The 25357-nt window shown below is 74.1% G+C and carries 29 protein-coding genes; 7 read left to right on the top strand and 22 right to left on the bottom strand.

Going from position 1 to position 25357, the window contains the following annotated elements; translation table 11 throughout:
• Nucleotides 1–23 precede the first annotated feature (23 nt).
• The 3 genes from FB455_RS04935 to FB455_RS04945 all read right to left on the bottom strand — a co-directional run bounded on the left by FB455_RS04935 (nucleotide 24) and on the right by FB455_RS04945 (nucleotide 1888).
• Complete coding sequence (locus FB455_RS04935) at nucleotides 24–629, bottom strand: YdeI/OmpD-associated family protein (RefSeq protein WP_013477087.1); 606 nt, start codon at nucleotides 627–629, stop codon at nucleotides 24–26.
• A 29-nt stretch (nucleotides 630–658) separates the two neighbouring features.
• Nucleotides 659–1069 (bottom strand): hypothetical protein, encoded by a 411-nt coding sequence (locus tag FB455_RS04940; protein ID WP_030269045.1) that lies wholly within the window; start codon nucleotides 1067–1069, stop codon nucleotides 659–661.
• 162 nt (nucleotides 1070–1231) lie between these two features.
• The gene (locus FB455_RS04945; RefSeq protein ID WP_145752422.1) at nucleotides 1232–1888 is read right to left on the bottom strand and encodes an HAD family hydrolase; all 657 of its coding nucleotides are present in this window, start codon (nucleotides 1886–1888) and stop codon (nucleotides 1232–1234) included.
• Nucleotides 1889–1951: 63 nt separating this feature from the next.
• Here FB455_RS04945 and FB455_RS04950 point away from each other — a divergent pair, with 63 nt between their 5' ends.
• Both FB455_RS04950 and FB455_RS04955 read left to right on the top strand, forming a co-directional pair.
• Nucleotides 1952–2533, top strand: coding sequence for a carboxymuconolactone decarboxylase family protein (locus FB455_RS04950; RefSeq protein ID WP_221488087.1), 582 nt, complete (start codon nucleotides 1952–1954; stop codon nucleotides 2531–2533).
• A gap of 233 nt (nucleotides 2534–2766) precedes the next feature.
• Entirely contained in the window at nucleotides 2767–3411 is a 645-nt protein-coding gene (locus FB455_RS04955; RefSeq protein ID WP_145752424.1) for an alpha/beta fold hydrolase, read from the top strand.
• 17 nt (nucleotides 3412–3428) lie between these two features.
• Here the strand turns inward: FB455_RS04955 and FB455_RS04960 are convergent, their stop codons facing one another.
• Nucleotides 3429–4667: an MFS transporter gene (locus FB455_RS04960; RefSeq protein WP_145752426.1), complete on the bottom strand. Its 1239-nt coding sequence runs from the start codon at nucleotides 4665–4667 to the stop codon at nucleotides 3429–3431.
• A 112-nt stretch (nucleotides 4668–4779) separates the two neighbouring features.
• On the opposite strand from FB455_RS04960, the gene FB455_RS04965 reads away from it, so the two are divergent.
• The gene (locus FB455_RS04965) at nucleotides 4780–5706 is read left to right on the top strand and encodes a LysR family transcriptional regulator (protein ID WP_176921681.1); all 927 of its coding nucleotides are present in this window, start codon (nucleotides 4780–4782) and stop codon (nucleotides 5704–5706) included.
• Here FB455_RS04965 and FB455_RS04970 read toward each other — a convergent pair whose 3' ends face one another.
• From FB455_RS04970 to trxA, 13 genes are all read right to left on the bottom strand, one after another.
• A complete protein-coding gene (locus tag FB455_RS04970) occupies nucleotides 5707–6474 on the bottom strand; it encodes a class I SAM-dependent methyltransferase (RefSeq protein ID WP_071095360.1) in 768 nt (255 codons plus the stop codon).
• 32 nt (nucleotides 6475–6506) lie between these two features.
• Nucleotides 6507–7277, bottom strand: coding sequence for a maleylpyruvate isomerase N-terminal domain-containing protein (locus FB455_RS04975; RefSeq protein WP_145752428.1), 771 nt, complete (start codon nucleotides 7275–7277; stop codon nucleotides 6507–6509).
• Nucleotides 7274–7399 carry a hypothetical protein gene (locus tag FB455_RS04980; protein WP_486481499.1) on the bottom strand — a complete coding sequence of 42 codons (126 nt, stop codon included), beginning with the start codon at nucleotides 7397–7399 and terminating at the stop codon, nucleotides 7274–7276. Before FB455_RS04980 ends, FB455_RS04975 begins: the two co-directional genes overlap by 4 nt.
• A 35-nt stretch (nucleotides 7400–7434) precedes the next feature.
• Nucleotides 7435–8526, bottom strand: a complete 1092-nt coding sequence (locus FB455_RS04985; RefSeq protein WP_145752430.1) for a winged helix DNA-binding domain-containing protein — start codon at nucleotides 8524–8526, stop codon at nucleotides 7435–7437.
• Between the two features lie 155 nt (nucleotides 8527–8681).
• Nucleotides 8682–10361: a long-chain-fatty-acid--CoA ligase gene (locus tag FB455_RS04990; RefSeq protein WP_030269063.1), complete on the bottom strand. Its 1680-nt coding sequence runs from the start codon at nucleotides 10359–10361 to the stop codon at nucleotides 8682–8684.
• A gap of 101 nt (nucleotides 10362–10462) precedes the next feature.
• Nucleotides 10463–10642: a hypothetical protein gene (locus tag FB455_RS04995; protein ID WP_013285924.1), complete on the bottom strand. Its 180-nt coding sequence runs from the start codon at nucleotides 10640–10642 to the stop codon at nucleotides 10463–10465.
• Nucleotides 10643–10714: 72 nt separating this feature from the next.
• The gene (locus tag FB455_RS05000) at nucleotides 10715–11425 is read right to left on the bottom strand and encodes a polyamine aminopropyltransferase (RefSeq protein ID WP_013285925.1); all 711 of its coding nucleotides are present in this window, start codon (nucleotides 11423–11425) and stop codon (nucleotides 10715–10717) included.
• Between the two features lie 82 nt (nucleotides 11426–11507).
• Complete coding sequence (locus tag FB455_RS05005; RefSeq protein WP_013477081.1) at nucleotides 11508–12116, bottom strand: class I SAM-dependent methyltransferase; 609 nt, start codon at nucleotides 12114–12116, stop codon at nucleotides 11508–11510.
• Nucleotides 12055–12951: a sulfite exporter TauE/SafE family protein gene (locus tag FB455_RS05010; RefSeq protein ID WP_013477080.1), complete on the bottom strand. Its 897-nt coding sequence runs from the start codon at nucleotides 12949–12951 to the stop codon at nucleotides 12055–12057. Before FB455_RS05010 ends, FB455_RS05005 begins: the two co-directional genes overlap by 62 nt.
• The gene (locus FB455_RS05015; RefSeq protein WP_013477079.1) at nucleotides 12948–13532 is read right to left on the bottom strand and encodes a rhodanese-like domain-containing protein; all 585 of its coding nucleotides are present in this window, start codon (nucleotides 13530–13532) and stop codon (nucleotides 12948–12950) included. The genes FB455_RS05010 and FB455_RS05015 overlap by 4 nt, the downstream gene beginning before the upstream one ends.
• A gap of 85 nt (nucleotides 13533–13617) precedes the next feature.
• Nucleotides 13618–15018 (bottom strand): MBL fold metallo-hydrolase, encoded by a 1401-nt coding sequence (locus FB455_RS05020; RefSeq protein ID WP_145752432.1) that lies wholly within the window; start codon nucleotides 15016–15018, stop codon nucleotides 13618–13620.
• A 138-nt stretch (nucleotides 15019–15156) separates the two neighbouring features.
• Nucleotides 15157–15426, bottom strand: coding sequence for a metal-sensitive transcriptional regulator (locus FB455_RS05025; protein WP_013285930.1), 270 nt, complete (start codon nucleotides 15424–15426; stop codon nucleotides 15157–15159).
• A gap of 53 nt (nucleotides 15427–15479) precedes the next feature.
• Nucleotides 15480–15830: a thioredoxin gene (trxA, locus tag FB455_RS05030; RefSeq protein WP_013285931.1), complete on the bottom strand. Its 351-nt coding sequence runs from the start codon at nucleotides 15828–15830 to the stop codon at nucleotides 15480–15482.
• Nucleotides 15831–16088: 258 nt separating this feature from the next.
• On the opposite strand from trxA, the gene eccB reads away from it, so the two are divergent.
• Complete coding sequence (gene eccB, locus FB455_RS05035; RefSeq protein ID WP_145752434.1) at nucleotides 16089–17498, top strand: type VII secretion protein EccB; 1410 nt, start codon at nucleotides 16089–16091, stop codon at nucleotides 17496–17498.
• 39 nt (nucleotides 17499–17537) lie between these two features.
• On the opposite strand, the gene FB455_RS05040 is transcribed toward eccB, so the two are convergent.
• The 5 genes from FB455_RS05040 to FB455_RS05060 are packed head-to-tail and all read right to left on the bottom strand — an operon-like array spanning nucleotide 17538 to nucleotide 22014.
• A complete protein-coding gene (locus FB455_RS05040) occupies nucleotides 17538–18143 on the bottom strand; it encodes a class I SAM-dependent methyltransferase (RefSeq protein ID WP_013285933.1) in 606 nt (201 codons plus the stop codon).
• 32 nt (nucleotides 18144–18175) lie between these two features.
• Nucleotides 18176–18778, bottom strand: coding sequence for a phosphatase PAP2 family protein (locus FB455_RS05045; RefSeq protein ID WP_013285934.1), 603 nt, complete (start codon nucleotides 18776–18778; stop codon nucleotides 18176–18178).
• Nucleotides 18779–18800: 22 nt separating this feature from the next.
• Nucleotides 18801–19667 carry a carbohydrate ABC transporter permease gene (locus tag FB455_RS05050; protein WP_013285935.1) on the bottom strand — a complete coding sequence of 289 codons (867 nt, stop codon included), beginning with the start codon at nucleotides 19665–19667 and terminating at the stop codon, nucleotides 18801–18803.
• Nucleotides 19667–20626, bottom strand: a complete 960-nt coding sequence (locus FB455_RS05055; protein WP_013285936.1) for a carbohydrate ABC transporter permease — start codon at nucleotides 20624–20626, stop codon at nucleotides 19667–19669. Before FB455_RS05055 ends, FB455_RS05050 begins: the two co-directional genes overlap by 1 nt.
• Complete coding sequence (locus FB455_RS05060) at nucleotides 20623–22014, bottom strand: extracellular solute-binding protein (protein ID WP_145752436.1); 1392 nt, start codon at nucleotides 22012–22014, stop codon at nucleotides 20623–20625. Before FB455_RS05060 ends, FB455_RS05055 begins: the two co-directional genes overlap by 4 nt.
• A gap of 121 nt (nucleotides 22015–22135) precedes the next feature.
• On the opposite strand from FB455_RS05060, the gene FB455_RS05065 reads away from it, so the two are divergent.
• Genes FB455_RS05065 through FB455_RS05075 form a run of 3 tightly spaced genes read left to right on the top strand, consistent with a single transcriptional unit; the run spans nucleotide 22136 to nucleotide 25325 of the window.
• The gene (locus tag FB455_RS05065; RefSeq protein WP_071095340.1) at nucleotides 22136–23173 is read left to right on the top strand and encodes a zinc-binding dehydrogenase; all 1038 of its coding nucleotides are present in this window, start codon (nucleotides 22136–22138) and stop codon (nucleotides 23171–23173) included.
• A complete protein-coding gene (locus FB455_RS05070; RefSeq protein WP_145752438.1) occupies nucleotides 23173–23991 on the top strand; it encodes a sugar phosphate isomerase/epimerase family protein in 819 nt (272 codons plus the stop codon). The genes FB455_RS05065 and FB455_RS05070 overlap by 1 nt, the downstream gene beginning before the upstream one ends.
• Nucleotides 23988–25325 (top strand): MGH1-like glycoside hydrolase domain-containing protein, encoded by a 1338-nt coding sequence (locus FB455_RS05075; protein ID WP_145752440.1) that lies wholly within the window; start codon nucleotides 23988–23990, stop codon nucleotides 25323–25325. The genes FB455_RS05070 and FB455_RS05075 overlap by 4 nt, the downstream gene beginning before the upstream one ends.
• Nucleotides 25326–25357 lie beyond the last annotated feature (32 nt).

Here is a 25357-nt window from a genome sequence, read left to right on the forward strand (position 1 = left end):
GACGTGGCGGGGCGCCCGCGACGTCACGGCGTGGTGGAGGGCTTCGCCTTCTGCGGGTGGATCGTCTCGTGGCGGGCCAGCATGGCGACGAACTCGCGGATCTTCCGCTCCCGGGTCTCCGCGCGCTTCACCGCGTTGAGCCGGTGGATGAGCGTGAACCTGTTGGCACTGGTGAGGACGTCGAACATGGCCTGGGCGGCGGGCTCGGCCGCGACGGCGGCGAGCAGGTCGGCGGGCACCTCGGCCTCCGACGGCGGTGCGTACGCCGCCGCCCACCGGCCGTCCGCCTTCGCGGCCTCCACCGCGGCCCGGCCCGCCGGCGTCATCCGACCCTCCGACTCCAGCCGGGCCACGTGCGCGACGTTGCGTTGCGACCAGGAGCTGCGCGCCCGGCGCGGGGTGTACCGGATCCAGGAGCTCTCGTGGTCGCGCTTGCGGCCCTGCCCGTCGATCCAGCCGAAGCACAGCGCCTCGTCGACCGCCTGCTGCCAGGTCAGCGTGGTGATCGTGCCGCCCTTACGGCCCAGCGCGAGCCAGACACCGGGCGACGTGTCGTGGTTGGCGGACAGCCACGCGCGCAGCGCGTCCGCGTCGGGCACGATCAGCTCGTCCAGCTCGTCGCTCGCCATGGCCGGAAGGCTATGCCAGGGGTACGACGCTAAGGCCGGGCGCGCGGCTCAGCCGCCCGCCGGCCGCCGTCGGGCGACGGGTCGGCCGCCCGCCGAATCCGCCGTCCGGCCACCAGCATCGCCACGCCTGCGCCGGCGAGCCCCGCGCCGATCAGCCCGCCCACGATCCCCGCCGCCGGATCGCGCTCACGGAACGCGTACGTCACGGCCGAGGTCAGGATCGGCGCACCGAGGGCGATCGCCATCCACCCGCCGAGGATGTCCGCCTTGTCGGCGAAGGCGTTCGTGGTGACGAGGACGAGCAGAACCATGGCAGCGGCGACGCTGACGAGGAGCAGCGCCGCGAGGATCAGCGCGGGGTCGCGCGGGAGCAGCCCGGCGGCCGCGGCGAGCACGTAGACGATCGCCGCCGCGATGAGGTTCGCGAGGACGTTCGTCATCACGTTCGCGGCGAACCTGCGCAGGCCGCCGCGCCCGGTGTCGTCGTCGCTGATGGCGTCCCCCGATCGCCGTCGATGCCTTCGACGACGAGGCTAGGGCGACCGGGCGGCCCGGCACAACGCCCGGCGCCGGCCGGTGCGGTCACGACGTCCGCGACCGGCCTAGCCGCCCGCCGCGTTGTGCCGCGCGACCAGAGGCGGCAGCTCGTCCAGCGAGTCGATGCGGAACAGGCACCGTTCGGCGACGTCCGGCATGTCGAGGATGTGGCCCCACGGTCCGCGCCGGATCAGGCACGCGGTCATGCCGGCGGCCATCGCCGGTGCGGCGTCGTTGTCCGGCCGGTCGCCGACGTACAGGATCGCCGACGCGTCGCCGCCGCCCTCGCGGACGACCCGGTCGAAGAAATCCGGCGCCGGTTTCGCCACGCCCCAGGCCGCCGACGTGCCGATCACGTCCACCGCCAGGTCCAGCGCCCGCAGCGTCGCCTCGGCGTGCTCCGGCTGGTTGCCGGCCAGGCCGACGCGCAATCCCTGCTCCCGCAGGGCGGCCAGGCACGCCCGCGCGTCCGGGTAGAGGTCGTCGGCGCCGAACGACTCCGGGTCACCGGCCGCGACCCGGCGCGCGAGTTCGGCGGTGAGGTCGAAGTCCGGCCGGAACGCCCGGAACACCTCCTGGTAGTCCAGCCCGCGGGCGATCACCGCGCCGAAGACCGCGGAGAACGTGTGCCGGGGCACGCCGAGCCAGTCCGCCCAGGTCGCGAACTCGCGCGTCTCGTCGAGGATCGTCCCGCCCACGTCGAAGAAGACCGCCCGGATCATTCGCGGATCGTACTGTCGTTGATCAGCCTGTGGGGGGGCGCCCGGGTGGCGCAGACTGCCCGCATGAATGCCGCCTTCCTTCCCGAACCGCCGCAGAGCCCGGCGGCGAAAGCCGCCTACGAGGACGACCTCGCCTCCGACGGCTACGTCAACAACCTCACCCGCGTCTGGTGCTGGCGACCCGACGTGCTGATGTCGTTCCAGAACACCCGCACCGAGCTGCTGTCCGAGTCCACGCTGTCCTCGCGTGAGGTGGCGGTGCTGGTCGCCGCCACGGCCGCCGCGCGGGGCGACTCGTACTGCTCGCTGGCCTGGGGCGCGCGGCTGGCCGGGATGAGCGACGAGGAGACAGCCGCCGCGGTGCTGCGCGGCGACGAGGCGGACCTGTCGGAGCGGGAGACGGCGCTCGCGGACTGGTCCCGCCAGGTCGTGACGGACCCGAACGCCACCACCGAGGCCGACACGCGACGCCTGCGCGAGGCCGGCCTGAGCGACCGGGAGATCTTCGAGGCGACCACGCTGATCGCGTTCCGGCTGGCCTTCTCCACAGTGAACGACGCGCTCGGCGCGCGGCCGGACGCGCAACTGGCGGAGAAGGCACCACGGCTCGTCCGGGAGGCGGTCACCTTCGGCCGCCCGGTCTGAGCGAGCGGCCCTCGGCCCCGGGCCGCGCCTCGACCGGGCGGTCTCGGGGCACCGGCCCGCCCCGGCTCGCCGCCCGCTGCCTCTACCTCGACCGGATCGAGAACACGATCGGGCGGCGTCAGGTCGTCACCCGCATCGAGGCGTTCCGCGACGAGCTGCGGGCCGCCCGGGTGCCCCGGGCGTATCCGTACTGACGGCCACTGCATGTCGTACCGGTGTGGGAGGGTCCGGGCATGACGACGTTCGTACTCATACACGGCGGCGGAGGCAGCGCGTGGGACTGGCATCTGGTGGTTCCCGAGCTGGCCGCCCGGGGCCACGACGCGGTGGTGCCGGAGCTGCCGATCGGGGACCGGTCGGCGCGGTTCGCCGACTTCCGCCGGACGGTGGTCGACGCCGTCGGCGGCCGCGACGACCTCGTGGTGGTCGGGCACTCGTACGGCGCGTTCACCGCACCGCTTGTCGCCGACCGGTTGCCGGTGCGGCTGCTGGTCCTGCTCACCCCGATGATCCCGCGGCCCGGTGAGAGGCCGGGGGAGTGGTGGGGCAACACCGGCTACCGCGAGCCGGAAGGGCTCAGCGAGGAGCAGCAGTTCTACAACGGCGTGCCGGCCGAGATCGTCGCCCGGGCGCCGGCGCACGGCCGGGAGCAGGTCAGCGCGGAGTGGGACGAGCCGTGGCCGCTGGCCACCTGGCCGGCCGTGCCGACGACGGTGCTCATCGGCCGCGACGACCAGTTCTTCCCCGCCGACTTTCAACGCCGGGTGGCCGCCGACCGGCTCGGCGTGGTTCCGGACGAGATCGACGGCGGCCATGCGGTGGCGCTCAGTCACCCGGGTCTGCTCGCCGACCGGCTGACCGCCTACCTGGCGTCCTGACCGTCCGGCCGCCGGTCCTACGAGACCGCAACGGCCGGGCGTGCGGGCTCCGGGTCGCGCGTGTGCCGGCGCGTCGGCAGCAGCAGCGGCGTGCCGAGCAGCAGCACCCCGGACACGGTGATCGCGGCGAGCGGGCCGACGACCGTGGCGAGGACGCCCCACACGGTCATCAGCGCGGCCTGGGTGAGCCGGCCGGTGACGCTCCACGCGGTCAGAACCTGTGCGGTGTGCGCCTGCGGGATCCGGCGCAGGCGCTCGGTCGCGTAGATCGGGTTGAACACGCCCATGCACGTGATGAGCACCCACTCGACGGCGATCACCGTCAGCAGTCCGCTGATCCCCGGATGGGTGAACGCGAGACCGAGCGGGACGGTCGACCGCAGCCAGCCGGACACCGTCATCACCCGGTGCCGTCCGTACCGCCGCACCAGGCGCGGGCTCAGCCGCGCGCCGAGCACGCCGCCGAGCGCGGACACGCCGAAGACCAGCCCGTACTGCCACGCCGCCACCCGGTACCCACCCAGCAGGAGCACGGCGAGCAGCGGCGCGGTCGCCATGATCAGGCCGCCGACCAGCACCGAGTTCAGGAACAACCGCCACAGCACCGGGTCGCGGCGCACGAACCGCCAGCCTGCGCCCAGGTCGGCGACGCGGGAGGCGCCCGCCGGGTCACGGGGCGCCACCGTGTCGCCGCTGCGGATCCGCCGTACCGCCAGCGCCGACAGCAGGTGGCTCACGGCGTCGGCGGTGATGGTGACGACCGGGCCGAGCAGCCCGACGAGCGCGCCCCCGAGCGGCGGCCCGGCCGCCGTCGCGGCCCAGTTCGTCGCCTCGAACCGTCCGTTCGCCGCCAGGAGCCGATCACCCCGGACCAGGCTCTTCAGGTACGCCCCGGACGCGGCGGTGAACGTGATCGCGGCCGTCCCGCAGACCACCGCGACGACGAGCAACTGGCCGTACGACAGCACCCCGAGCGCGTACGCGGCCGGCACGCTCGCCAGCGCCGCGAACCGGACCAGATCCGTCGCGATCATCACCGGCAGTTTCCGCCGGTAGGCCACCCACGGCCCGAGCGGGACCGCCAGCATCGCCGCCACTGCCAGCCCGGCCGCCTCCAGGAGCGACACCGCGAACGCCGACGAGTCCAGCACCCGCACCGCGATCAGCGGGAAGGCGCCGAACGCCAGCCATGTGCCGTACGTGCTCACCGCGTACGCCGACCACAGCCACCCGAAATCCGAACCCAGCTTCCGCACGCCGCCCCCGTCACCGATGCCCCGCGCATCAGACCGGCCGCGCGGACGCCGGAGCAAACAACCGCCGCCCGGCGCGCCACAACCATCGGCTGGGCCCGCCTACTGTGGGCCGGTGGACAGCGAGGCGGTGCGGTCGTTCGTGCGGGCGGCCGAACTCGGCCAGTTCCGGCACGCCGCCGACGAGCTGGGCGTCACCCAGCAGGCCGTGTCGAAGCGGATCGCCGCGCTGGAGCGGGAGCTGGGGGTGCGCCTGTTCACCCGTACACCCCGGGGGGTCGAGCTGACACACGACGGCCGGGCGTTCCTCCCGCACGCCCGGGGCGTCGTCGCGGGCGCGGACCGCGCGGTCGCCGCGGTCCGGCCCGGCGCGCGGGCGCCGCGCATCGACGTGCTCGGCCTGCGCAGCGCGCAAGCCGTCCTGCTGCACGACTACTGGCGCGCCCACCCGGGCGTCGACCTCGACGTGGTGACGCTGCGGGTCGACGACCCCCGGCAGGTCGCCGCCGCGGTCCGGGCCGGCGAGATCGACGCCGCGTTCCGCACCGTCACCGACCCGGCCGCGCTGCCGCCCGAGGTACGGATGGTCCGCGCCTTCGACTCGCCGCTGCAACTGCTCGCCGGACCCCGGCACCCGCTCGCGTCCGCGCCCACGCTCGCACCGTCCGAGCTGCGCGGACACCGGCTGCGGGTGCCGGGCATCGTGCCCGGCAGCGAGTGGGGCGAGTTCTACGAACAGCTCGCCGACGCCTTCGACCTGTGGGTGGACGCGACCGGGCCGAACTTCGGCACCGAGGTGCTCCTCGACGAGCTCGCGGAATCCGCGGACGTGGCGACGCTCGTCGGCGCCCGGGACCGCTACCTCTGGCCCGCCGGCCACGACCTGCGCCGCATCCCGATCACGGGTCCGGTGCTCGCGTACCCGATCAACCTCATGCTGCCCCGGACCGGCCCGCATCCGGGGCTGCGGCCGGTGATCCGTCACTTCGCGGGCCTGCCGCCGCTACCCGGACCGGTCTGGCGGCCCGCCTGGCCCGGGTGATCAGGGCTGCGACGTCCGCCGCGCCAGGTGGACCGTGACATCCGAGGTGACCTCGACCGTGCCGGGCAGCACATCCCGGACGCGGCGGAACACCTGATCACGTACCGGCGGCGGCAGTTCGAGATAGGCCGAGACGGTCGACAGGAGACCGACGTAGTCGTCGGCGCTCATCGTGATCCGCCGCGCGATCTCCGACTGGCGCACGTCGGTGAACCACTCGGACGCGCGCAGCTCGGTGCCGGGCCACTGCATGCCGGCCTCCGGTGGCGTCCCGTCCGGCGACGGGATCTCGTCGTCGGCGAGGAACTCGGACCGGGCCGCGGCCACCGCGTCGCGCAGCGCCGGGTCGGCCAGCCGCAACGGCCCGCCGAACGACGCGAACACCCCACCGGACGCGAGCAGCCCGGCGATCCGCTCCCACCGCCGGTCCGGGTCGGTCCAGTGCAGCGCCGCCGCCGCGTACACCAGGTCGTGGCGCTCGCCGGCGCGCAACTGCTCGAACGCGGCCTGCCGGACCCGCACCTCGGCCGGGACGTGTCGCCGCAGTTCGGCGAGCATCGCGGCGTCCGGGTCGGTGGCGGTGACCGCGACGCCGCGCCGGGCGAACAGCCGGGTCGCCTTGCCGGTGCCGGCGCCGATCTCCAGAGCGGTCCGGACGGGCCGGCCCGCGTACGCCAGCACCAGGTCGGCCAGTTCCTCCGGATAGCCGGGCCGGAACCGCTCGTATGCCTGCGCTGCCGCTCCGAAGCTCAACGCACGATCCGGCATACCGGGCATCCTCCCACGATCAGGCCGCCGTCCTACGCGTCCGGATCCCACGCCGCGATCCGGTCGAGCACGCGCCGGTCGCCCTCGACGGCGAGCGCGTCCAGCGGTATCCGGCCGTAGAAGGCCAGGACCAGGTCACCGGCGGTGGAACGGGCGGCGGTGTCGGCCGGCTCCGCCCCGGCTCCGGCGGGCAGACGGGTGACCCGTGCGCCCTCGGGAGAGAGCCGCGTGCGCCACGATCCGCCCTCGGTGACGTGGTAGTCGAGGACGGCTGGCTCGTACGGCCACGGCACAGTGGTCGCGCAGCAGGTGAACAGGAAGTCCTCCACGCCGTCGAGGGCCACCTCGACCGGCAACGGCTGCGGCGCGCCCACCGTGAGCTGGGCGTCGTAGGTGTGCACAGCGATCTCCTGGAGCTGGTGCCGGGCGACGGCGCCGCAGGTCTGCGGCGACTGCGACGTGTCCCACCACGTCCAGCAGCCACGATCGGGTCCGGCGTCGCGCAGCGCGACCAGCAACCGCTCGGTCGACTCAGCCAGCCAGTCCCGCAGCGCCGTACGCTCCCGGGGTGCGCCCGGACCGCCGGGCGCGGCCCGCCCGGACGCCCCGGGACCGGCGGCGACGGTGGCCGCCCACGAGCGGCGTCCCTCGCCGATGTGCCGGGCCAGGTCGAACAGCGTCCACTCGGGACAGGTCGGCACCGGTGCGTCGAGGTCCGGCGCGGCGGCGACCGCATCCCGGAACGCGGCCGACCGGTCGTCGATCAGCCGCAGCCGATCGGTAAGCGTCAGGGGCTCGGTCACTCAGGCTGTCTACCAGTGCGCGCGGCGGCCCGACAGCGAGTTTCGGCGAGCACATGCGCGGCGACGGCGTCGGCCACCTGCGCGGGCGGGGCGGAGGCGTCGATCAGGCGGGTGTCGGTCACCGACGCGAACGTGGCGAGCGCCCCGGGCTGCGTGGTCAGCCGGCGAAGTCGACGCCGGCCAGCGGCACACCCCGGTACGCGGCGAGCCGCTCGGCCTCCGCGACCAACGCGTCGCGGGTGCTGCCGGGCAGTTTGCGCCACGGCTGGACCGCAACGGTGAACGACCGGCCGGACTTGCGAGCCCGCCAGGTGCCGGCCAGATCCCCGTCGGCCAGCAAGGCGCCGGGGCGGCCCAGCACCGGCCACAGCTCCTTGGCGCGGGCCGCGTCGGGCACGAGCGTTGCCCGGTCCTTCGCCTGGAGGAACAGGTCGAACGGGCCGAGCAGGCGGGTCGTCGTGGCGTCCGCCGACGCCAGCGCCGCCTCGTCGGCCGCGAGCAGCCAGCGCGTCTCGCCGTCGACGCTCACCTCGACCGCGTCGTGCGGCCAGCGGGCCTTGACCTCCTTGACCGGGGCGTCGAGGTAGTCGGCCACGTGCTTCGGGGTGGCCGGGCCGAGCAGCCGCAGGTAGGCGCGGATGAGCTCGAACCGGTCGCCGGGCGCGGCGGCGGGACGGAACCCGGGGATGCGTTCCAGGATCGGCGGTGACGTGTCGAGCCGCAGCTCCAACCCGGCCCGCACGGCGGCCAGCCGGAACGGCATCTCGTAGAGGTGGGTCGCGTCGCACGGCCGGCAGAACCGCAGGTAGGGCTCGGGCATCACGTCGGCGAGCCGCCCGGAGACCTCGCCCTTGACCGTCGGCTCACGGACGATCTTCCGCATCCGCGCGGCCACCTCGTCGAGCGCGGCGACGATGCCGACGCCGGCCGCCCTCAACGGCTTCGCCGCGTCGTAGATGCGCTTGCCCGCGTCGGCGTCGGAGAACGGCTCGACCGCGGCGGCCACCGCGCCCACGTCGGCACGGCGGTAGAGGTGCGGGGCGCCGCGTACGGTCCAGAGCAGGACCAGGTCGTCGCCGGTCAGCGGGGCCACGTCGACGCCGCGCGTGGCGAGTGCCCACCGGCCGCCGTCGGGACCGGTGTCCTGCACGCCGATGTCGAGCACGGCGGTGTCGGCGAGCGAGCCCTGCACTCGGTCGAGTTGTTGAGCCCGGACGCGGAAGTTCAGCACCTGACGCCTGTCGACCATCGACACAGCGTAGGCGGCGGCACCGACACGGCCGGCGCAGAGCGGCGCGTCAACCGCGGTGAGACCACCCGCCGGTGGAACGCTGTGGGTGTCTGGGGCCGCGTATGACACCCATGGCGTTCCACTCGTCGCCGGCCGGCGAGGGGGCCTGCGGGTCAGCGGCCGGCGAGCAGACGTTCGCGGACCTCGCGGCGCAGGATCTTGCCGATCTGGGAGTACGGCAGCTCGTCGACGATCACGACCCGGCGCGGCACCTTGTACCCGGCCAGGTGGGTGCGGCACGAGGTCCGGATCGCCTCCGGGCTGCCGGCCACCGCCGGGTCGACCACCACCGCGGCGACGACCTCCTCGCCGTCGTCGGTGGGCATTCCCACGGCGGCGGCCTCCCGTACGCCGGGGACGCGGCGCAGCGCCTCCTCCACCTCGGACGGGTAGACGTTGAAGCCGCCCGTGATGATCAGCTCCTTGATCCGGTCCACCACCGTCACGAAGCCGTCGGCGTCCATGGTGACGATGTCGCCGGTCCGCATCCAGCCACCAGGCAGCAGCACCTTGGCGGTCTCCTCGGGCCGGTGCCAGTAGCCGGTGAACACCTGCGGGCCGTGGACCAGCAGCTCGCCGGCCTCGCCCGGCGCGCGGTCGCGGGACGGGTCCTCCGGGTCGACGATGCGCACGTCGGTGGAGGGGAACGGCACGCCCACGGTGCCGGGCCTTCGGGTCGGCGCGACCGGGTTGCCCACTGTGATCGGGGACGTCTCGGTCATCCCGTACCCCTCGACCAGCAGGCCGCCGGTCACCTGCTCCCACAGCTCCACGGTGGCCGGTGGCAGCGACATCGCGCCGGACAGCGCGTACCGGATGGAGGTGAGGTCGACGCCGCGCTCGCGGGCGACGCTGGCCAGTTTCGCGTAGACCGGCGGCACCGCGGGCAGGAACGTCGGCGGGCGGCGGCGGACCGCGTCGAGCACCTGGTCGGCGTCGAAGCGGGGGAACAGCACCAGTGTCGCCCCGATGCTGACGGCGAAGGTGAGGCAGAGCGTCAGCCCGTAGGCGTGGAACAGCGGCAGCACCGCGTACACCGTCTCCGCGCCGTCGCGCAGGCCCGGCACCCAGGCCCGGCCCTGCGCGGCGTTGGCGCGCAGGTTGCGGTGGGTCAGCACCGCGCCCTTGGGCTCGCCGGTGGTGCCGCCGGTGTACTGGAGCAGCGCCACGTCCCCGGCCTCCGGCGCGGGATGCCCGGCGGGAAGCGGCCCGGCGGCGGCGACCAGCTCCGACCAGGGCAGCGCGCCGGGCGCGGGGGCGGTCATCGCGGCCCGCGCGGCGCGGACCTTCGGCAGCGGCACCCGCAGCGCCCACCGCTTGAGCCGCGGCAGCGCCGCGGTCAGGTCGACCGACACCACGGTACGCACGGCGCCGCGTCCCGCCACCAGCGGCGCGACCTTGTCCCACACGATCGCGACGCCTGCGCCGTGGTCGGTGAGCTGCCGGTCCAGCTCGTCGGCGGTGTAGAGCGGGTTGTGCTCGACGACCACCGCGCCGAGGCGCAGCACGGCGTAGAACGCGACCACGTGCTGGGGGCAGTTCGGCAGCACCAGGGCCACCCGGTCGCCCGGGCCGACGCCGAGCCGGCGCAGCGCCTCGGCGGCGCCGGCGACCTGGTCGGCCAGCTCGGTGAACGTGGTGGTGGCGCCGTAGAAGTCGAGCGCGACCCGGGGGCCGAACCGTCCGGCCGCCTCGGTGAGCAGGTCGACGAGCGAGCCGTCCGGCTCGGCGATGTCAGCCGGCACCCCGGGTGCGTAGCTACGGGTCCAGGGTCGCTGGGCTGTCGCGTCCATCGCCGTTACTCCTCGTCGCGCGGATGACGCCCCCAGCCTAACTTAACCGCCCGGTAACCTACGCTTACGTAGGTTGCCGGGTCGGTCACACTCTCCGCAGGTCAGCGTCGGCGGGTCGAATGCTGGTGCACCACCTGCCGGCCCTTCACGATCCCGAAGATGATGACCGCGGCGAGCGCGATCACGCCGATGATGACGAGCCAGCGGACCGCCTCCAGCAGCAGCCCGAGCAGGATGAGCACACCGGCGACCACGCCGACCACCCAGAGCAACGCGCGCATGTCCCAGCCTCCCGTCGTACGGTGGGCCATGCGCTTTCCCGCTGCTCGTGCGGCCATGCGCCGCCGGGTGGATCAGTGCCGGGCCACGTACACGGTGTTCGCCGCCTCCCGGCCCTGCAACGGGTTCGGGAACCGGACGACGTGCGCCACCGAGGTCGGGAACACCTCGGTCAGCGTGCGCTGGAACGCCGGATCCGGCGGGTCGTTCGACCACAGCGCGAAGACGCCCTCCGGATGCAGCAGCGCGGCCAGCCGCCGCAGCCCGTCGACCGTGTAGAACGCGGCGTGGCTGGGGTGCAGCACCTGGCGGGGGGAGTGGTCCACGTCCAGCAGGACCGCGTGGAAGCGGCGCCCGGGCTCGTCGCTGTCGAAACCGTCGCCGGCGACCGCGGCGAAGAAGTCCGCCCGCACGAACCGGGTACGCGGATCGGTGGCCAGCCCGGCGGCGAACGGCAGCAGATCCCGCCGGTGCCAGTCGATCACGTCCTCGATCGCCTCCACCACCAGCAGCGAGCGCACCCGGGGATCCTCCAGCGCGGTACGCGCTGTGTAGCCGAGACCGAGCCCGCCGACCACCACGTCCAGCGCGTCACCGGTCAGCGGAGCCAGCCCGAGCCGGGCCAGTTCGATCTCCGCGACCGGGAAGGCGCTGGACATGAGGTACTCGTCGTCGAGCTTCACCTCGTACACGTCGGAGTCCAGTGCCGGGTCACGGCGCCGCCGCAGGCTGATCTCGCCGATCGGCGTCTCCCGCCAGGCCAGTTCCTCGAAACGCGCGCCCACCCGGTGTCCTCTCCGCCGATCCGTCCCCGGATGCTACCGGCCGGGGCTCGGCCCGGCCCGGCGAAACGGGGGCGGACGGCGGTCAGTCGGCGGGGCGGGTGGCCACCACGACGGTGTCCAGCGCGTCGACTGTGCCGCCGTCGGTGGCCGGGACCGGCCGGCGGGTCGTCTCGGCCCGCTGCACACGCAGCCCGGCCAGCCCGTCGACCACCGACTCCGGCGTGATCAGCACGTCCGGGTCCTGCGGGCCGCCGATGCCGCCGGAGAGGTTGGCCAGGTCGTGGCCCACCACGACGAGCGTGCCGCCGGGGCGCAGCGCGGACTTCGCCGCGGCCAGCACCCCGGCGAACTCCGGCGCGGGCAGGTGCAGGTAGCTGATCAGCACCAGGTCGTAGCTGTTCGGCACCGGCCGGTACGCGGTCACGTCCGCGACCCGCCAGTCGACAGTCACGCCCCGCGCGGCGGCCAGCTCCCGCCCCCGGTCGACGGCCACCGTGGAGAAGTCCACCGCGTTGACCCGCCAGCCCTGACCGGCCAGCCAGACCGCGTTGCGGCCCTCGCCGGCGGCGATGTCCAGCGCTGACCCGGGGGTCAGCCCGGTGACCGACTCGACCACGAAACGGTTGGGCTCAGCGCTCCACACCAGTCCGGGCGTGTCGGCGTACCGGCTGTCCCAGGCGCTGCTGTCCACTGTGTTCCCTCCTCCGGCGGCCCCACACCGCCATGGTGACCGTACCGGCCACGGCAAGCGCTCCCACGGCGAGTCCCCACAGCGGCGGCAACTGCTGCGCGAGCACGAACACGCCCATCACCACGACGAACCAGCCGAACCCCCGGCGCAGCAGGTCGGCCGGGATCCGGCCGGCGAGCCGGCCACCGAGCAGGCTGCCGACGACGGCGGCGGCGGTGACCCCGGCGGCCAGACCCCAGTGGATCTGCACGCTGGACAGGTAGCCGGCCAGGCCGGCGAACGACTTCATCGCGATGACGACCAGCGAGGTGCCGACCGCGATCGGCATCGGCAGCCCGCCCAGCAGGGCCAGGGCCGGCACGACCAGGAAGCCGCCGCCCGCGCCGACCAGGCCGGTGACCAGGCCGACGACCACGCCGTCCCCGACCACCCGCAGCATCGGCAGCTCGTGCGGCACCGGGCGGCCCTCGGCGGACCGGCGGCCGCGCAGCATCGCGACCGCGGTGGCGAGCATCATCAGAGCGAACCCGGTGAGCAGGACGCCGGCCGGGACGAACTCGGCCAGCCGGCCGCCCGCGTACGCGCCGGTCATGCCGGCCACGCCGAAGATGAGCCCGGTGCGCCAGCGGACCCGGTTCGCCCAGGCGTGCGGCAGTACGCCGACGGCGCTGGTCACGCCGACGACCAGCAGCGAGGTGGCGATCGCCTCCTTGGCGGGCAGATCGGCGACGTAGACCAGCAGCGGCACGGCGAGGATCGACCCGCCGCCGCCGAGCAGGCCCAGCGTCACACCGATCAGCACCGCGCCGGCCAGCGTCAGCGCGAGGGTGGTCACTTGCGGCTCCCGTCACGCAACTGCCCCACGATCGTGTCGAGGTCGCAGCTCGCGCCGCGGTTGTACGGCAGCTTGCTCAGCAGCATGCCCATGGCGCAGGTGTTGGTGAGCGCGGCGAACGTGAGGCCCCCGCCGATGAACGCGGCGACCCACTTCAGGCCGGGCACGAACACCGACCCGACGACGGCGGCGAGCACGATCGAGCCGGCGACGAGGCGTACCTGGCGCTCCAGGTCCCAGCGCGGGCGGCCCTGGTTGACCGGCGCGTTGGTGGCCTGCCAGGCCAGCATGCCGCCGTCGAGCACCTTCACGTTGGGCAGGCCGACGGTGCCGAGCGCCTGACCGGCCTGGCCGGCCCGGACGCCGGAGCGGCAGATCAGCACCACGTCCTCGTCCAGGTGGCTGCGCAGCTCCGCGCGGTGCTCCCGGAGCAGGTCCAGCGGCACGTTGTACGCGCCGGGGATGTGCGCCGCCTCGAACTCACCGGGCGTGCGCACGTCGAGCATCCGGGGCGTACGGCCGGCGGCGATCAGCTCGCGCAGGGTCGCCGCGTCGATGGTGGTGGGGGTGGTCGTGGTCATGCTCTGTCTCCTTAACGGGGTGTTCTCGGGCACGCTCGGGCGCCGGCCGGCGTAGGGACACGCCGGCCGGGCGCTCGGGGAGAGGTCAGGCGGTGGGCGCCATGCGTACGCCGGCCTCCTCGGCCCGGCCGTACGAGTCGTCGATCAGCACCACGTCACGGCCGGCGTTGGCGAGCAGGGACGCGGCGGCGGTGGCCCGGTAGCCGGAGCCGCAGTGCACCCAGACGGTCCCGGCGGGGATGTCGGCGAGCCGCTTCGGCACGTCCGGCAGCGGCACGTGCACCGCACCGTCGACGTGCCCGGCCTTCCACTCGTTCGTCATCCGCACGTCGAGGACGACCTGCGGCTCGGGCAGCCCGGCCGGGGTCTTCCCGGCCTGCGCGGCGGCGAGCGCGCCGAAGTCGGCCACCGCCAGCTCCCGCAGCTGCGACGGGTCGGCGGTCCACTGCTCGGGCTCGCCGGTGGCCTGGGCGGCCGGACGGTCGATGCCGATGCGGACCAGTTCCCGCTGGGCGTCGGCGACCTGCTCCGGGGTCTGCGCCAGGAACGTGATCGGCACACCCCAGTCGATCAGCCAGCCGAGCCACGTCGACATCGGCCCGTCCAGGCCGAGGCTGACGGTGCCGGCCAGGTGCGAGGCCGCGTACGCCTTGCGGTGGCGCAGGTCGACCACCCACTCGCCGGCGGCGATACGACGGCGCAGCTCGTCGGCGTCGGCGCGGGCCACCGGCGTGAGGTCGACCGGGGCGGGACCGGCGGCGTTGGCGACGCCCATGTGGGCGTAGTACGCCGGGTAGGCGTCCAGCCCGGCCAGCGTCTCGGTGACGAACTGGTCGGCGGCCAGCCGCAGCACCGGGTTGGCCTCCTTCTCCCGGCCGATCGTCGACTCGGGGGCGTCGGCCTGGCTGGCCGAGCAGAAGCTGCCGAAGCCGTGCGTGGGCCAGACCTGCGCGCCGTCGGGCAGCAGGTCGGCCAGCTTGCGCGCCGAGGCGTACTGGTGGTGCGCCAGTTCGTGCGCGTACTGCTGGCCGAGCAGGTCGGTGCGGCCGGTGGTGCCGAACAGCAGCGAGCCGCCGGTGAACACGCCGGCCGCCGTCCAGCCGCCGTCGGTGGCCTCGTCGAGCGCGTACGACAGGTGGTGGAACGTGTGACCAGGGGTGCCGATCACCCGCAGCCGCATCGTGTCGGACACCGGCACGGTGTCGCCGTCGGTGGCCGGGGTCCGGTCGAACTCGACCGTGTCGGCGGCGGCCACGAGGTACTGCGCGCCGGTGATCCGGGCCAGTTCCAGGCCGCCGGAGACGTAGTCGTTGTGGATGTGCGTCTCGACCACGTGGGTGATCCGTACGCCCTTGGCGCCGGCCAGGTACAGGACGCGGTCGATGTCGCGCTGCGGGTCGACCACGATCGCCACCCGGCCGTCGGAGGCGAGGTAGCTGCGGTCGCCGAGCGAGGAGGTCGTGATGACGGACACGTCGAGAGTCATGCCGTTTCCTCTCATTGCCTATATACCCCGGGGGGTATGCGTGGGACAGTCTGCGGCCTGGGTCTCCAGGCAGGTGTTTACCCGCCCGCGTCGCTGTCACACGGCGCGGGCGGGACTCAGCCGGTCAGGCGGGCGCCGTCAGGCCAGGGACAGGAAGAGCTTCTCCAGCTCCTCCTCGGTCATCTCCGGCTCCTCGCCCGCCTGGCGGGCGGCGTCGCAGTAGCGCATGCCGGAGGCGATGATCTTGAAACCGGCCCGGTCGATGGCCTTGGAGACCGCGGCGAGCTGGGTCAGCGCGGCGCGGCAGTCCTCGCCGTTCTCCATCATCTCGATGACGGCGTTGAGCTGCCCCCGGGCCCGCTTGAGCCGGGTCAGCGCCTCGCCTGTCATCTCCGGTCGAAGATTCACGTCGTACCTCCTGCGCTCGAAGATACCCCAGGGGGTACCAGTGCCGCCACCCGTCAGGCGGTCTTGGCCCGGACCTCGTCCATGTCGAGGTCGCGCACGGCCCGGATCAGCTCCTCCAGCCCGGCCGTCGGCAGGGCGCCCGGCTGGGCGAACACCAGCACGCCGTCCCGGAACGCCATCAGTGTCGGGATCGACCGGATCTGGGCGGCGGCCGCCAGGGCCTGCTCGGCCTCGGTGTCGACCTTGCCGAAGACGATGTCCGGGTGCTGCTCGCTGGCCTTCTCGTAGACCGGCGCGAACGCGCGGCAGGGGCCGCACCAGCCGGCCCAGAAGTCGACCAGGACGATGCCGTCCCGGTTCACGGTCTCCGCGAAGTCGGTGGTGGTCAACGCCACGCTCGCCATCAGTACCTCCGTCGGTTTCAGGTTCCGGCATGTGTAACACACCCCGGGGGGTATCCATTCCGGGGGGTGGTGCCGGGCCGCTGCCTTGATCGACTCCAGGTCGGGGAGGTGGCGGGGTCCGGGTGAGCGGGATCCAGCCACCTCGGCGTACTGGCGGAGCGGGCCGACAACTAAGGGTCAGTGAGGGACACGCAGGGTCGCCGGAACATCGACGGAGCGCTTATCCTGTGCGCCGGCGATCCCGGCGGAAGGGACACGATGGCGTCGCGGCAGGACCAGCTGCACTCGTACCAGTTCACCGTCCAGCGGGCGGTCGCCGCGCTCGTCATGCGGGAGACGGACCCGCCGCAGTCCCCGTTCCGCCGGCTGGCCGGCGCCGGTCTGGCCAGCGTCCTGGTCGCGGCGATCGCGCTCGGCGGCGTCGCCCTCTACGGCCTGTTCACAGGCGGCGGTGACTCGTGGCGCGAGACGGGCGCGGTGATCGTGGAGAAGGAGTCGGGCGCGCGATTCGTCTACCGCGACGAGAAGCTGCACCCGGTGTCGAACTACGCCTCCGCGCTGCTGATCATCGGGGCGGAGCGGCCGAAGACGGTGCTGGTCGGCCGCCGCGCCATCGAGGGGGTGCCGCGCGGTCTGCCGCTCGGCATCGCCGACGCGCCGGACTCGCTGCCCGCGCCGAACCGGCTCGTCCGCGACGCGTGGACGCTCTGCTCGGTGGCGGGCGACGAGGCCGGGCGCGGGGAGAACGGGCGTCCGGCGGCGGGGCGCGGCGAGGCACGCTCGGTGCTGCTGATCGGGCGGGAGGCCGCCGGCGGCCGTGCGCTCGGCGACCAGGGCCTGCTCGCCTTGCACCCGGACGGCGGCCTGCACCTGCTCTGGCACGACCGGCGCTACCTGCTGCGCGACACGGACCGGGTGCTCGCCGCGCTCGCCGCCACCCGGGAGCGGGCGGTGCCGGTGGCGGCGGCGCTGCTGAACACGCTGCCGGCCGGCGCCGACCTGGCCCCGCCGCCGGTGGACGACCTCGGCGAGCCGTCCGAGCGGGTCACCGGTGCGACGGTGGGCGACGTCTACCTGGTGCGCAACTCCGGCGGCGGACGGCAGTACGCGGTCGCCAAGCGCGGCGGGCTGGCCGGCATCACCGAGTTGCAGGCGGCGCTGCTGCTGGCCCGCACCGGCCAGGGCGAGCCGGAACCGATCACGCTCGGCCGGTTCGCCGCGCTGCCGAAGCTCCCCGGTCTGGTGCCCGGTGGGGCGAGCGCGCCGCCCGCCGTACCGCCCCGGCTGGCCACCGACGAGGGCGCGCTCTGCGCGCGGGCCGGCGACGACACAGGCGTCCGCGAGCTGCGCCTGGGCGTCACCGCGCCGGACCCGAACGCCGCCGCGCGGACAGCCGGCGGCCGGGCCGGGCTCGCCGACGCGGTGGTGGTCGAGCCGGGACGCGGCGCGCTCGTGGAGGCGGTGCCCGCGCCGGGCGCGACCGGCGGCGCGATCTGCGTGGTCACCGACCTGGGTCGGCGGTACGCGCTGACCGGCGCGGACGTGCCGGGCATGCTCGGGTACGCGGGCGTGCGCCCGGCGCGGCTGCCGGCGGGCCTGGTGGACCTGCTGCCGGCCGGTAGCCCGCTCGACCCGGAGGCCGCCCGCACGGTCGCCGCGCCCGCCTGAGCGCCGAGCGCGCGATCCGCTGGGGGGAAAGAGCAGCGGTCAGCCGGCGGGGCGGCGCAGCACGCTCACCGCGAAGTCGGCGTCGTCCCGCCACGGCCGCAGGTCCCAGGTGGCGAAGCGGTGCTCGGGGCGCAACCCGGCGGCGACCGCGTCGGCGTCCAGGTCGGCCACCGGGTAGCCGCGGTCGGTGCCGAATCCGACCACGACCAGGCCGTCCGGGCGCACGTGCGCGGCGACGCGGGCCAGCACGTCGCGCTCGGTGCCGGGGGCGACGAAGACCATCACGTTGCCGGCCAGCACCGCGGCGTCGAACGGCTCGGCCTCGCCCTGGGCGGCCAGGTCCAGCTCGGCCAGGTCGGCGACCAGGAAACGGGGGCCGGGATGGTCGGCGCGGGCCGCCTCGACCAGCGTCGGGTCGGCGTCCACGCCCACGACGTCGTGCCCGCGCGCGGCGAGCGCGGCGGCGACCCGGCCGGTGCCGCAGCCGGCGTCCAGGACACGCGCGCCCGGCGGTACGAGCGCGTCGAGCAGCCGCGCCTCACCGGACAGGTCGGCGCCCTCGGCGGCGAGCTGACGGAACCGGTCCACGTACCACTGCGAGTGGCCGGGCTTCGTGTCGGTCACCCAGCGGGTCGGCTTGGCCATGGGGCCACCGTAGCTGATCTTGTGGCAACGGGTCAGGCGAGCGCCAGGAACGTGCCGGCGGCGAGCGGCCCGCCCAGCGCGACGCCGGCCAGCACCTGCGGCCAGGTGTGGTCGCCCAGCCGTACCCGGGACCAGCCGACGGCCGCGACGAGCACCCAGCCGAGGCTCGCGGCCGGGCCGGCCAGCGGCACCAGCACGGCGACGGTGGCGGCGGCCACCGCAGCGTGGATGCTCAGCTTCCACCAGTGGTTCACCAGCGCGCAGGCCGCGCCGACCACGAAGACCACGACGATCACGGCGAACAGTTCGGCCGGCGCGCGGACCGCCGCCAGCAGCAGCAACCCGGCCGCGACCGAGGCCAGCCCGATCGACAGCGGCCGGGCCCGCTGCGTGCGGTCGCCGACGTGCCGGTCGGTGAGGCGTCCCCGGCGTACGCCGTGCACGAGCACACCGATCGGGATGACGGCGCAGAACGTGAGCGCGATGCCGCCCCAGAGCAGGAACTGGCCCGCCGAGCGGCTGACCCGGGCGGCGGCGATCAGCGGCAGCGCGGTGACCAGGACGGTCGGGGCGAGCGCCTCGGTGAGCAGCCGGGCCGCCCGCGCGCCGGCCCGGCGCTCCCGTGATGCTCGCACCCGATCATCCTGGCACGGATGCTCAGCCCTTCTCGGCCCCGCTGGTGAGTCCCTCGGTGAGCAGGCGTTCCCCGGCGAAGAACAGCACCACGATCGGCAGCGTGAGGATGACCGAGCCAGCCATCAGCACGGTCTTGGGCACCTCCACGCCGTCGGCGAGCAGGGACAGCCCCAGCGACACGGTCCACCGGTCCGGCCGGTCGACCAGGAACAGCAGCGCGAACAGGTACTCGTTCCAGGCGATCATGAAGTCGTACAGCGCGACCGCCATCACCGACGGCGCCGCGAGGGGCAGGCTGACCCGGCGGATGATGCCGAGCCGGCCGGCGCCGTCGATCGCCGCGGACTCCTCCAGGCTGACCGGGATGGTCTCGAAGTAGTTCTTCAGCATGTAGACCGACACCGGCAGCGTCTGCGAGATGTAGACGAGCACCAGCCCGGTCAGCGACCCGCGCAGCCCGGCCCGGGTGAAGACCACGAACAGCGGGATCGCGATGACTATGGACGGGAACAGGTAGACCGCCAGGAACAGCGCGCTGACCTGCCGGCGGCCGAAGAACCGCAGGCGGGACACCGCGTACGCGCCGGGGATGGCGATCACCAGGGTGAGCGCGGTGGCTGCCAGCGCCACCAGGCCGCTGTTGCGGATGAACGTGAGGAAGCCCTGGCCGCCGTCGGAGACGGACTTCAGCACCTCGGCGTACGTGGCGACGGTCAGCTCGCCGAACGGCACCCAGAGCGAGCCGGGTTCGAGCAGCAGGCGTTCGATCGGGCGTACCGACAGCACCAGCATGTACCAGAACGGCAGCAGCGTGACCACCAGGAACCCGGCGATCACCAGCCGGCGCAGCCAGCGCAGGCTCACCGTCTCGATCCGGTCCCGGTCCATCACGCCTCCCGTCGCGCGCCGAAGAAGCGCAGGTAGATCGCCACGAACACGAGCAGCACCACGGCGAGCACGACCGCCTGGGCGGCGGCCGCGCCGATGTCGGTGCGGGCGGTGAGGAACTGGTAGACCCGTACGCTGACCACCTCGGTGCCGGCGGCGCCGCCGGTGAGCAGGTAGACGTCGTCGAACTTGTTGAACGTCATGATGAAGCGGAGCACGCCGATCAGCGCGATCACCGGCATGAGCTGCGGCAGCAGGATGTGCCGGAACCGCTGGGTGGGTGTCGCCCCGTCGACCCGGGCGGCCTCCTCCAGCTCGCCGGGCACCGCCTGGAGCCGGGCCAGCAGGAACAGGAACGCGAACGGGAAGTAGCGCCACGCCTCGAACGCGATCACCGTCCAGAGCGCGGTGGACTCCTGGGACAGGAACGGCACCGGGGAGTCCCAGCCGAGGAAGCGCCGCCCCCAGTCGTTGACGATGCCGAGCTGCGGGTCGAGCATCACCTGCCAGACGAACGTCATGGCGACCACCGGCGCCACGTACGGCAGCAGCATCGACGCGCGCACCAGCGTGCGGCCCCGGAACGGCCCACGTACGGCCAGCGCCGCCGCGAGGCCGACCACGATCGAGCCGGCGGTGCCGCCGACGCTGTAGAGCACAGTGGTCCAGAGCGTGTCGGCGAACCCGGGCGTGTGCAGCACCCGGTCGATGTTGTCCAGGGTCAGCTCGCCGAACAGGCCGGTCTTGCGCAGCGTCGCCAGGCGTACCCGCTGGAAGGCCAGCACCACCGTCCAGACGATGGGTATGCCGATCACCGCGACCACGACGAGCAGGGTCGGGGTGACCAGCGCGAGCCCGGCGCGGGACTCGCGGCGGCGCAGCGTCAGCGGGCGTCGGCCGGGTCGGCGGGGTCGCTCCGGCGCGGGGGAGCGGCCGGCCTCCGGCGCGGTGGTGGTCAATTGACGCCCTTGGCTATCGCTTCGACGTCCTTGCGGGCGCGTTCGGCGGCGGCGCGGGCGTCGGACCTGCCGCCGACGACGTCGGCCAGCGCCTTGGGTACGGGCAGTTCACCGAGGATGGCGCCGACGAGCTTGCCCTGGTTCTCGGTCAGGCCCCAGCGCTGGAACGTGTCGGGGCTGCGCCGCAGCGTGGCGAGCACGTCCTCGCCGTAGACCTCCGACAGCGGCTTCTTGGTGTCCACCCCGGCCGGGCCGGTGTTCCAGGCGGTCCGGAACTTCTGCTTGTCCTCCGGGGTGCCGGTGCGCACCGGGAAACGCCCCTCGGGGGACATGCCGAACCAGCGCGGGTAGCCGTCGGAGAGCATGTACTCCACGAACGACTTCGCCGGGTCGGCGGCGCCGTCGAGCACCGCCCAGGAGCTGACCTCGCCGTACTGGGCCGGCTCGGTGCCGTTGGGGCCCTTGATCGCGGTGACGAACCCGCTGTTCTTCGCGAGCCAGGCCGGGTCGGACTGGCACTGCGGGCAGGTCGGCCGGGCGTCGGCGCGCAGCCCGGCCAGCTCGTCGAGGATGAACGGCGACCAGATCAGCATGGCCGCCTTGCCGGCGAAGTAGGTGGCCCGGGTGGTGTCGACGTCCTGGGCGCCCTTGACGGAGTTGTTCCGCATCAGGTCGCCGTAGAAGCGGAACGCCTCGACGCACTCGGGGGAGTCCAGAGTGACAGTGCCGGAGTCGTCGGTGAGCCGGCAGTTGTTCGCCAGCGCCAGATGCTCGAACGTCTGCTGGGTGAACACGTCACCGGGGGAGGTGGCCGCGGTGATGCCGGCGACGCCGCCGGTGTTCAGCTTCGCCGCCGCGGCGGCGATCTTCTCGTACGTGTCGGGCGCCGGCAGGCCGGCGGCGGCGAACAGGTCCTTGCGGTAGACGAGCAGCTGGCCCCACCCGTCGCTCGGTACGGCGAGCTGCGTGCCGCCGTCGCTGGTGAGTTCCAGCGCGCGGGGCGTGAACGTGTCCCGGCCGAGCCGGTCGACGACGGCGGCGTTGGCGTCGGCGTCGAGGAGTTCGTTGGCGGACAGCGTGCGCACCCCGGCCAGTGAGACCGAGCCGACCACGTCGGGCAGGTCGCCGGCGGCGGCGCTGGAGGCGATCAGGGACGGGAACTGGTCCTCGTTGACGGTGACCAGGTTGACCTTGACGCCGGTCTTGGCGGTGTAGTCGGCGATGATCGCCTTGGTGGCGGCGACGCGGTCCGCCACGTCTTCCAGGCTCCAGACGGTGATCTGCGAACTGTCGGATTTCTGCCCGTCGTCGCTGCATGCGGCCACGCCGGTCCCGGCCAGTGCCAGGATCAGGCTGATTGCGAGCCGCCGCGTGGAGGGTGATGACATCGGTGGCACTCCTCTCGAAAGAGCACGGCCTGCCGCTAATACCCACCGATTCATCAATCGAATCACATATGCCCATTTTTTGGGTTAGAATCGGGGTCGGCACTTCACTCGGAGCGACGCCATGAGCAACTGGGTTGTCTCTCTGGCCGGGCCCCGGCACGTACGCCTGGAGCCCTGCCCCACCGACCGGCTCGGTCCGGGCCAGGTCCGCGTCCGCACCCGCTTCTCGGGCATCTCCGCCGGCACCGAACTGACGCTCTACCGGGGCAGCAACCCGCGACTGCGCAAGGACTGGGACGCCGGCTCCCGCATGTTCGTGCCCCGCCAGGCCGCGCCCGCGTACCCGGTGGTGGGTTTCGGTTACGAGGAGGTCGGCGAGATCGTCGAGGTCGCCCCCGACGTGGCCGGGCGACGGCCCGGCCAGCTCGTCTGGGGGATCTGGGGGCACCGCGCCGAAGCCGTGCTCCCCGCGACGGCCGCGCATCCGCTGCCACCGGGCCTCGACCCGCTCGCCGCCGTGTTCGCCCGGCCCGGTGCCATCGCGCTGACCGCGGTGCTCGCCGGTGACCTGCACCTGGGCGACTGGGTGGGCGTGTTCGGGCAGGGCGTGATCGGGCTGCTCGGCACGCGCCTGGCCGCACTCTCCGGCGCCCGCGTCGTCGCCGTCGACCGGATGCCGGGCCGGCTCGCGCACGCCACCCGGTTCGGCGCGCGCCGGGTGGTCGACGCTGCCGCCGACTCGCCCGCCGCCGCGCTGCGGGCCGCCACCGACGGCCGGGGCGCCGACGTGTGCCTGGAGCTGTCCGGGTCGTACCCGGCGCTGCACGAGGCGATCCGCGCCACCGCGCACGCCGGGCGCGTCGTAGCGGCCGGCTTCTACCAGGGGTACGCCCACGGGCTGGAACTCGGCGAGGAGTTCCACCACAACCGGATCCAGCTCGTGGCCGCCCAGGTCTCCGGGCCGGACCCGGCACCCGGCACGGCCGGCCGGTGGTCCGGGACGCGGATCGCACACACCTTCATGGACCTGGTGGCCGAGGGCAGCGTCGACCCGCTGCCGCTGGTGAGCCACGTCGTCGACGCGGGCGCGGTGGCCGACGCCCTGGCGTTGCTCGACCGCGGTGACGGTGACGTCCTCCAAGTGGTGCTGAGGTTCTGATGGACATTCCACTCTCGTGCCAGGAGCAGTTGCTTCCCGGCGCCGACCTGATCCAGAAGTACGCCCTCGCCGTCTCCCTCGGCTACCAGGGCATCGAGCTGCGCGGGCGGGGCGACCTGGCCCTGGCCCGGCGGCTGCCGGAGCTGCGCCGTGCCCGCGCCGCCGGCGTGGTCATGCCGACCGTCTGCGTCGAGATGGACCACTTCATCGGCGACTTCGACCCGGCCCGTTCCCGCGACGCGGTGGACAACCTGCGCTCCCAGCTGTCGGTGATCGCCGAGCTGGGCGGCGTCGGTGCGATGACCCCCGCCGCGTGGGGCATGTTCTCCTACCGGCTGCCGCCGTTCGAACCACCACGCTCGGCTGACGGCGACCGGCGGGTGCTCGTCGACGCCCTGGGCGAGCTGGCCGGGCACGCCCGCGCCGAGGGGGTCACAGTGTTCCTGGAACCGCTCAACCGGTACGAGGACCACATGGTCAACCGGCTCGACCAGGCCGTCGAGCTGTGCCGCGCGGTCGGTTCACCGGCGCTGCGGGTGGCCGCCGACACGTACCACATGAACATCGAGGAGGACGACCCCCACGCCGCGCTGCGCGCCGCCGCGCCGTACCTCGGGCACGTCCAGGTCAGCGACTCCAACCGGCACCAGCCCGGCGCCGGGCATCTGGACTGGGGCGCGCTGCTGGCCACGCTCGACGCGATCGGCTACACCGGCTGGCTGGCGCTGGAGTGCCGGCTGCGCGGCGAGCCGGTCGCCGCGCTGCGCCAGGCCGCCACCGCGCTGGCCCAGGCCCGTCCCCGGCGGGCCGCCGCATGACGCTGACCACCGGGGTACGCGCCGGCGCCGACCGCCACGCCCGGCTGCGCCGCCTCGCGCTGGCCACCCTGGACGCCAACTGGGAACACGACCACACGGTCCCCTCGCGCACGCTCTACCCGCACCAGTGGAGCTGGGACTCGGCGTTCATCGCGATCGGCCTGGCCCACGTCCGCCCCGACCGGGCCTGGCGGGAGCTGCGCACGCTGTTCGCCGCGCAGTGGGTCGACGGGCGGGTGCCGCACATCGTGTTCAACCCGGCCTCGCGCGCCGGGCCGTACTTCCCCGGGCCGCAGTTCTGGGACTCGGCCCGCGCCGACGGCTCACCGGCCCGGGCCACCTCCGGGATCGTCCAGCCGCCGGTGCACGCCCCGGCCGCCTGGCTGGTGCACCGCCGCGCGCCCGGCGAGGCGTCGGTGGCCGCGCTGCGGCGGCTCTACCCGAGGCTGGTCGCGCAGCAGCGCTACCTGACCGGCCGGCGGGACGCCGGGGGCGGCGGGCTGGCGTCGATCGTGCACCCGTGGGAGTCCGGGCTGGACAACAGCCCCGCCTGGGACGTGCCGCTCGCAGGGGTGCCCGCCGACGAGGCGGTGATGCGCGCGTACCGCCGGCACGACACCGCGCACGCCGACGCGGCGCAGCGCCCCACCGACCTGGACTACGCGCGGTACGTCGCGCTCGTGGAGAGCTACCGGGCCGGCCGCTACCGGGACGAGGGACTGCTCGGACGGCATCCGTTCCTGGTGGAGTGCCCACTGGTGAACGCCGCGCTCGGCGTCTCCGAGTACGCCCTCGCGCGCATCGCCGCTGTGATCGGCGCCGACCCGGGGCCGCACCGCGACCGGGGCGCCCGGATCACCGAGGCGCTCGTCACCCGCCTCTGGGATCCGGTCACCGGCACGTTCCGTCCCCGCGACGTGCGCGCCGACCGGCTCGTGCCGGCCCGGACCGTGCTCGGGCTGATGCCGCTGGCGCTGCCCGAACTGCCCGCCGCGCAGGTGTCGGCGCTGCTGGCCGAGGCGTGCTCGCCGCGCTTCGGGCTGGCCGCCCGGATGGACCGGCCGCTGCCCACGTACGACCGCACCGCGCCGGACTTCGAGCCGCTGCGCTACTGGCGCGGCCCGAGCTGGATCAACACCGGCTGGCTGCTCTGGCAGGGACTGCGCACCCACCACCGCGTCGACCTGGCCGCCGGGCTGCGCGAGTCGCTGCTCGACCTGGTCGACCGGGCCGGCTGCCACGAGTACTTCCACCCGGACACCGGCGCCGGTCTCGGCTCACCGGCGTTCAGCTGGACCGCCGCGCTGGTGCTGGACGCGCTCGCCCAGGAGTGACAGCGGCGGGCGCCGGGCACGCCGGCGCCCAC

Source organism: Micromonospora sp. CNZ296, assembly GCF_007827635.1.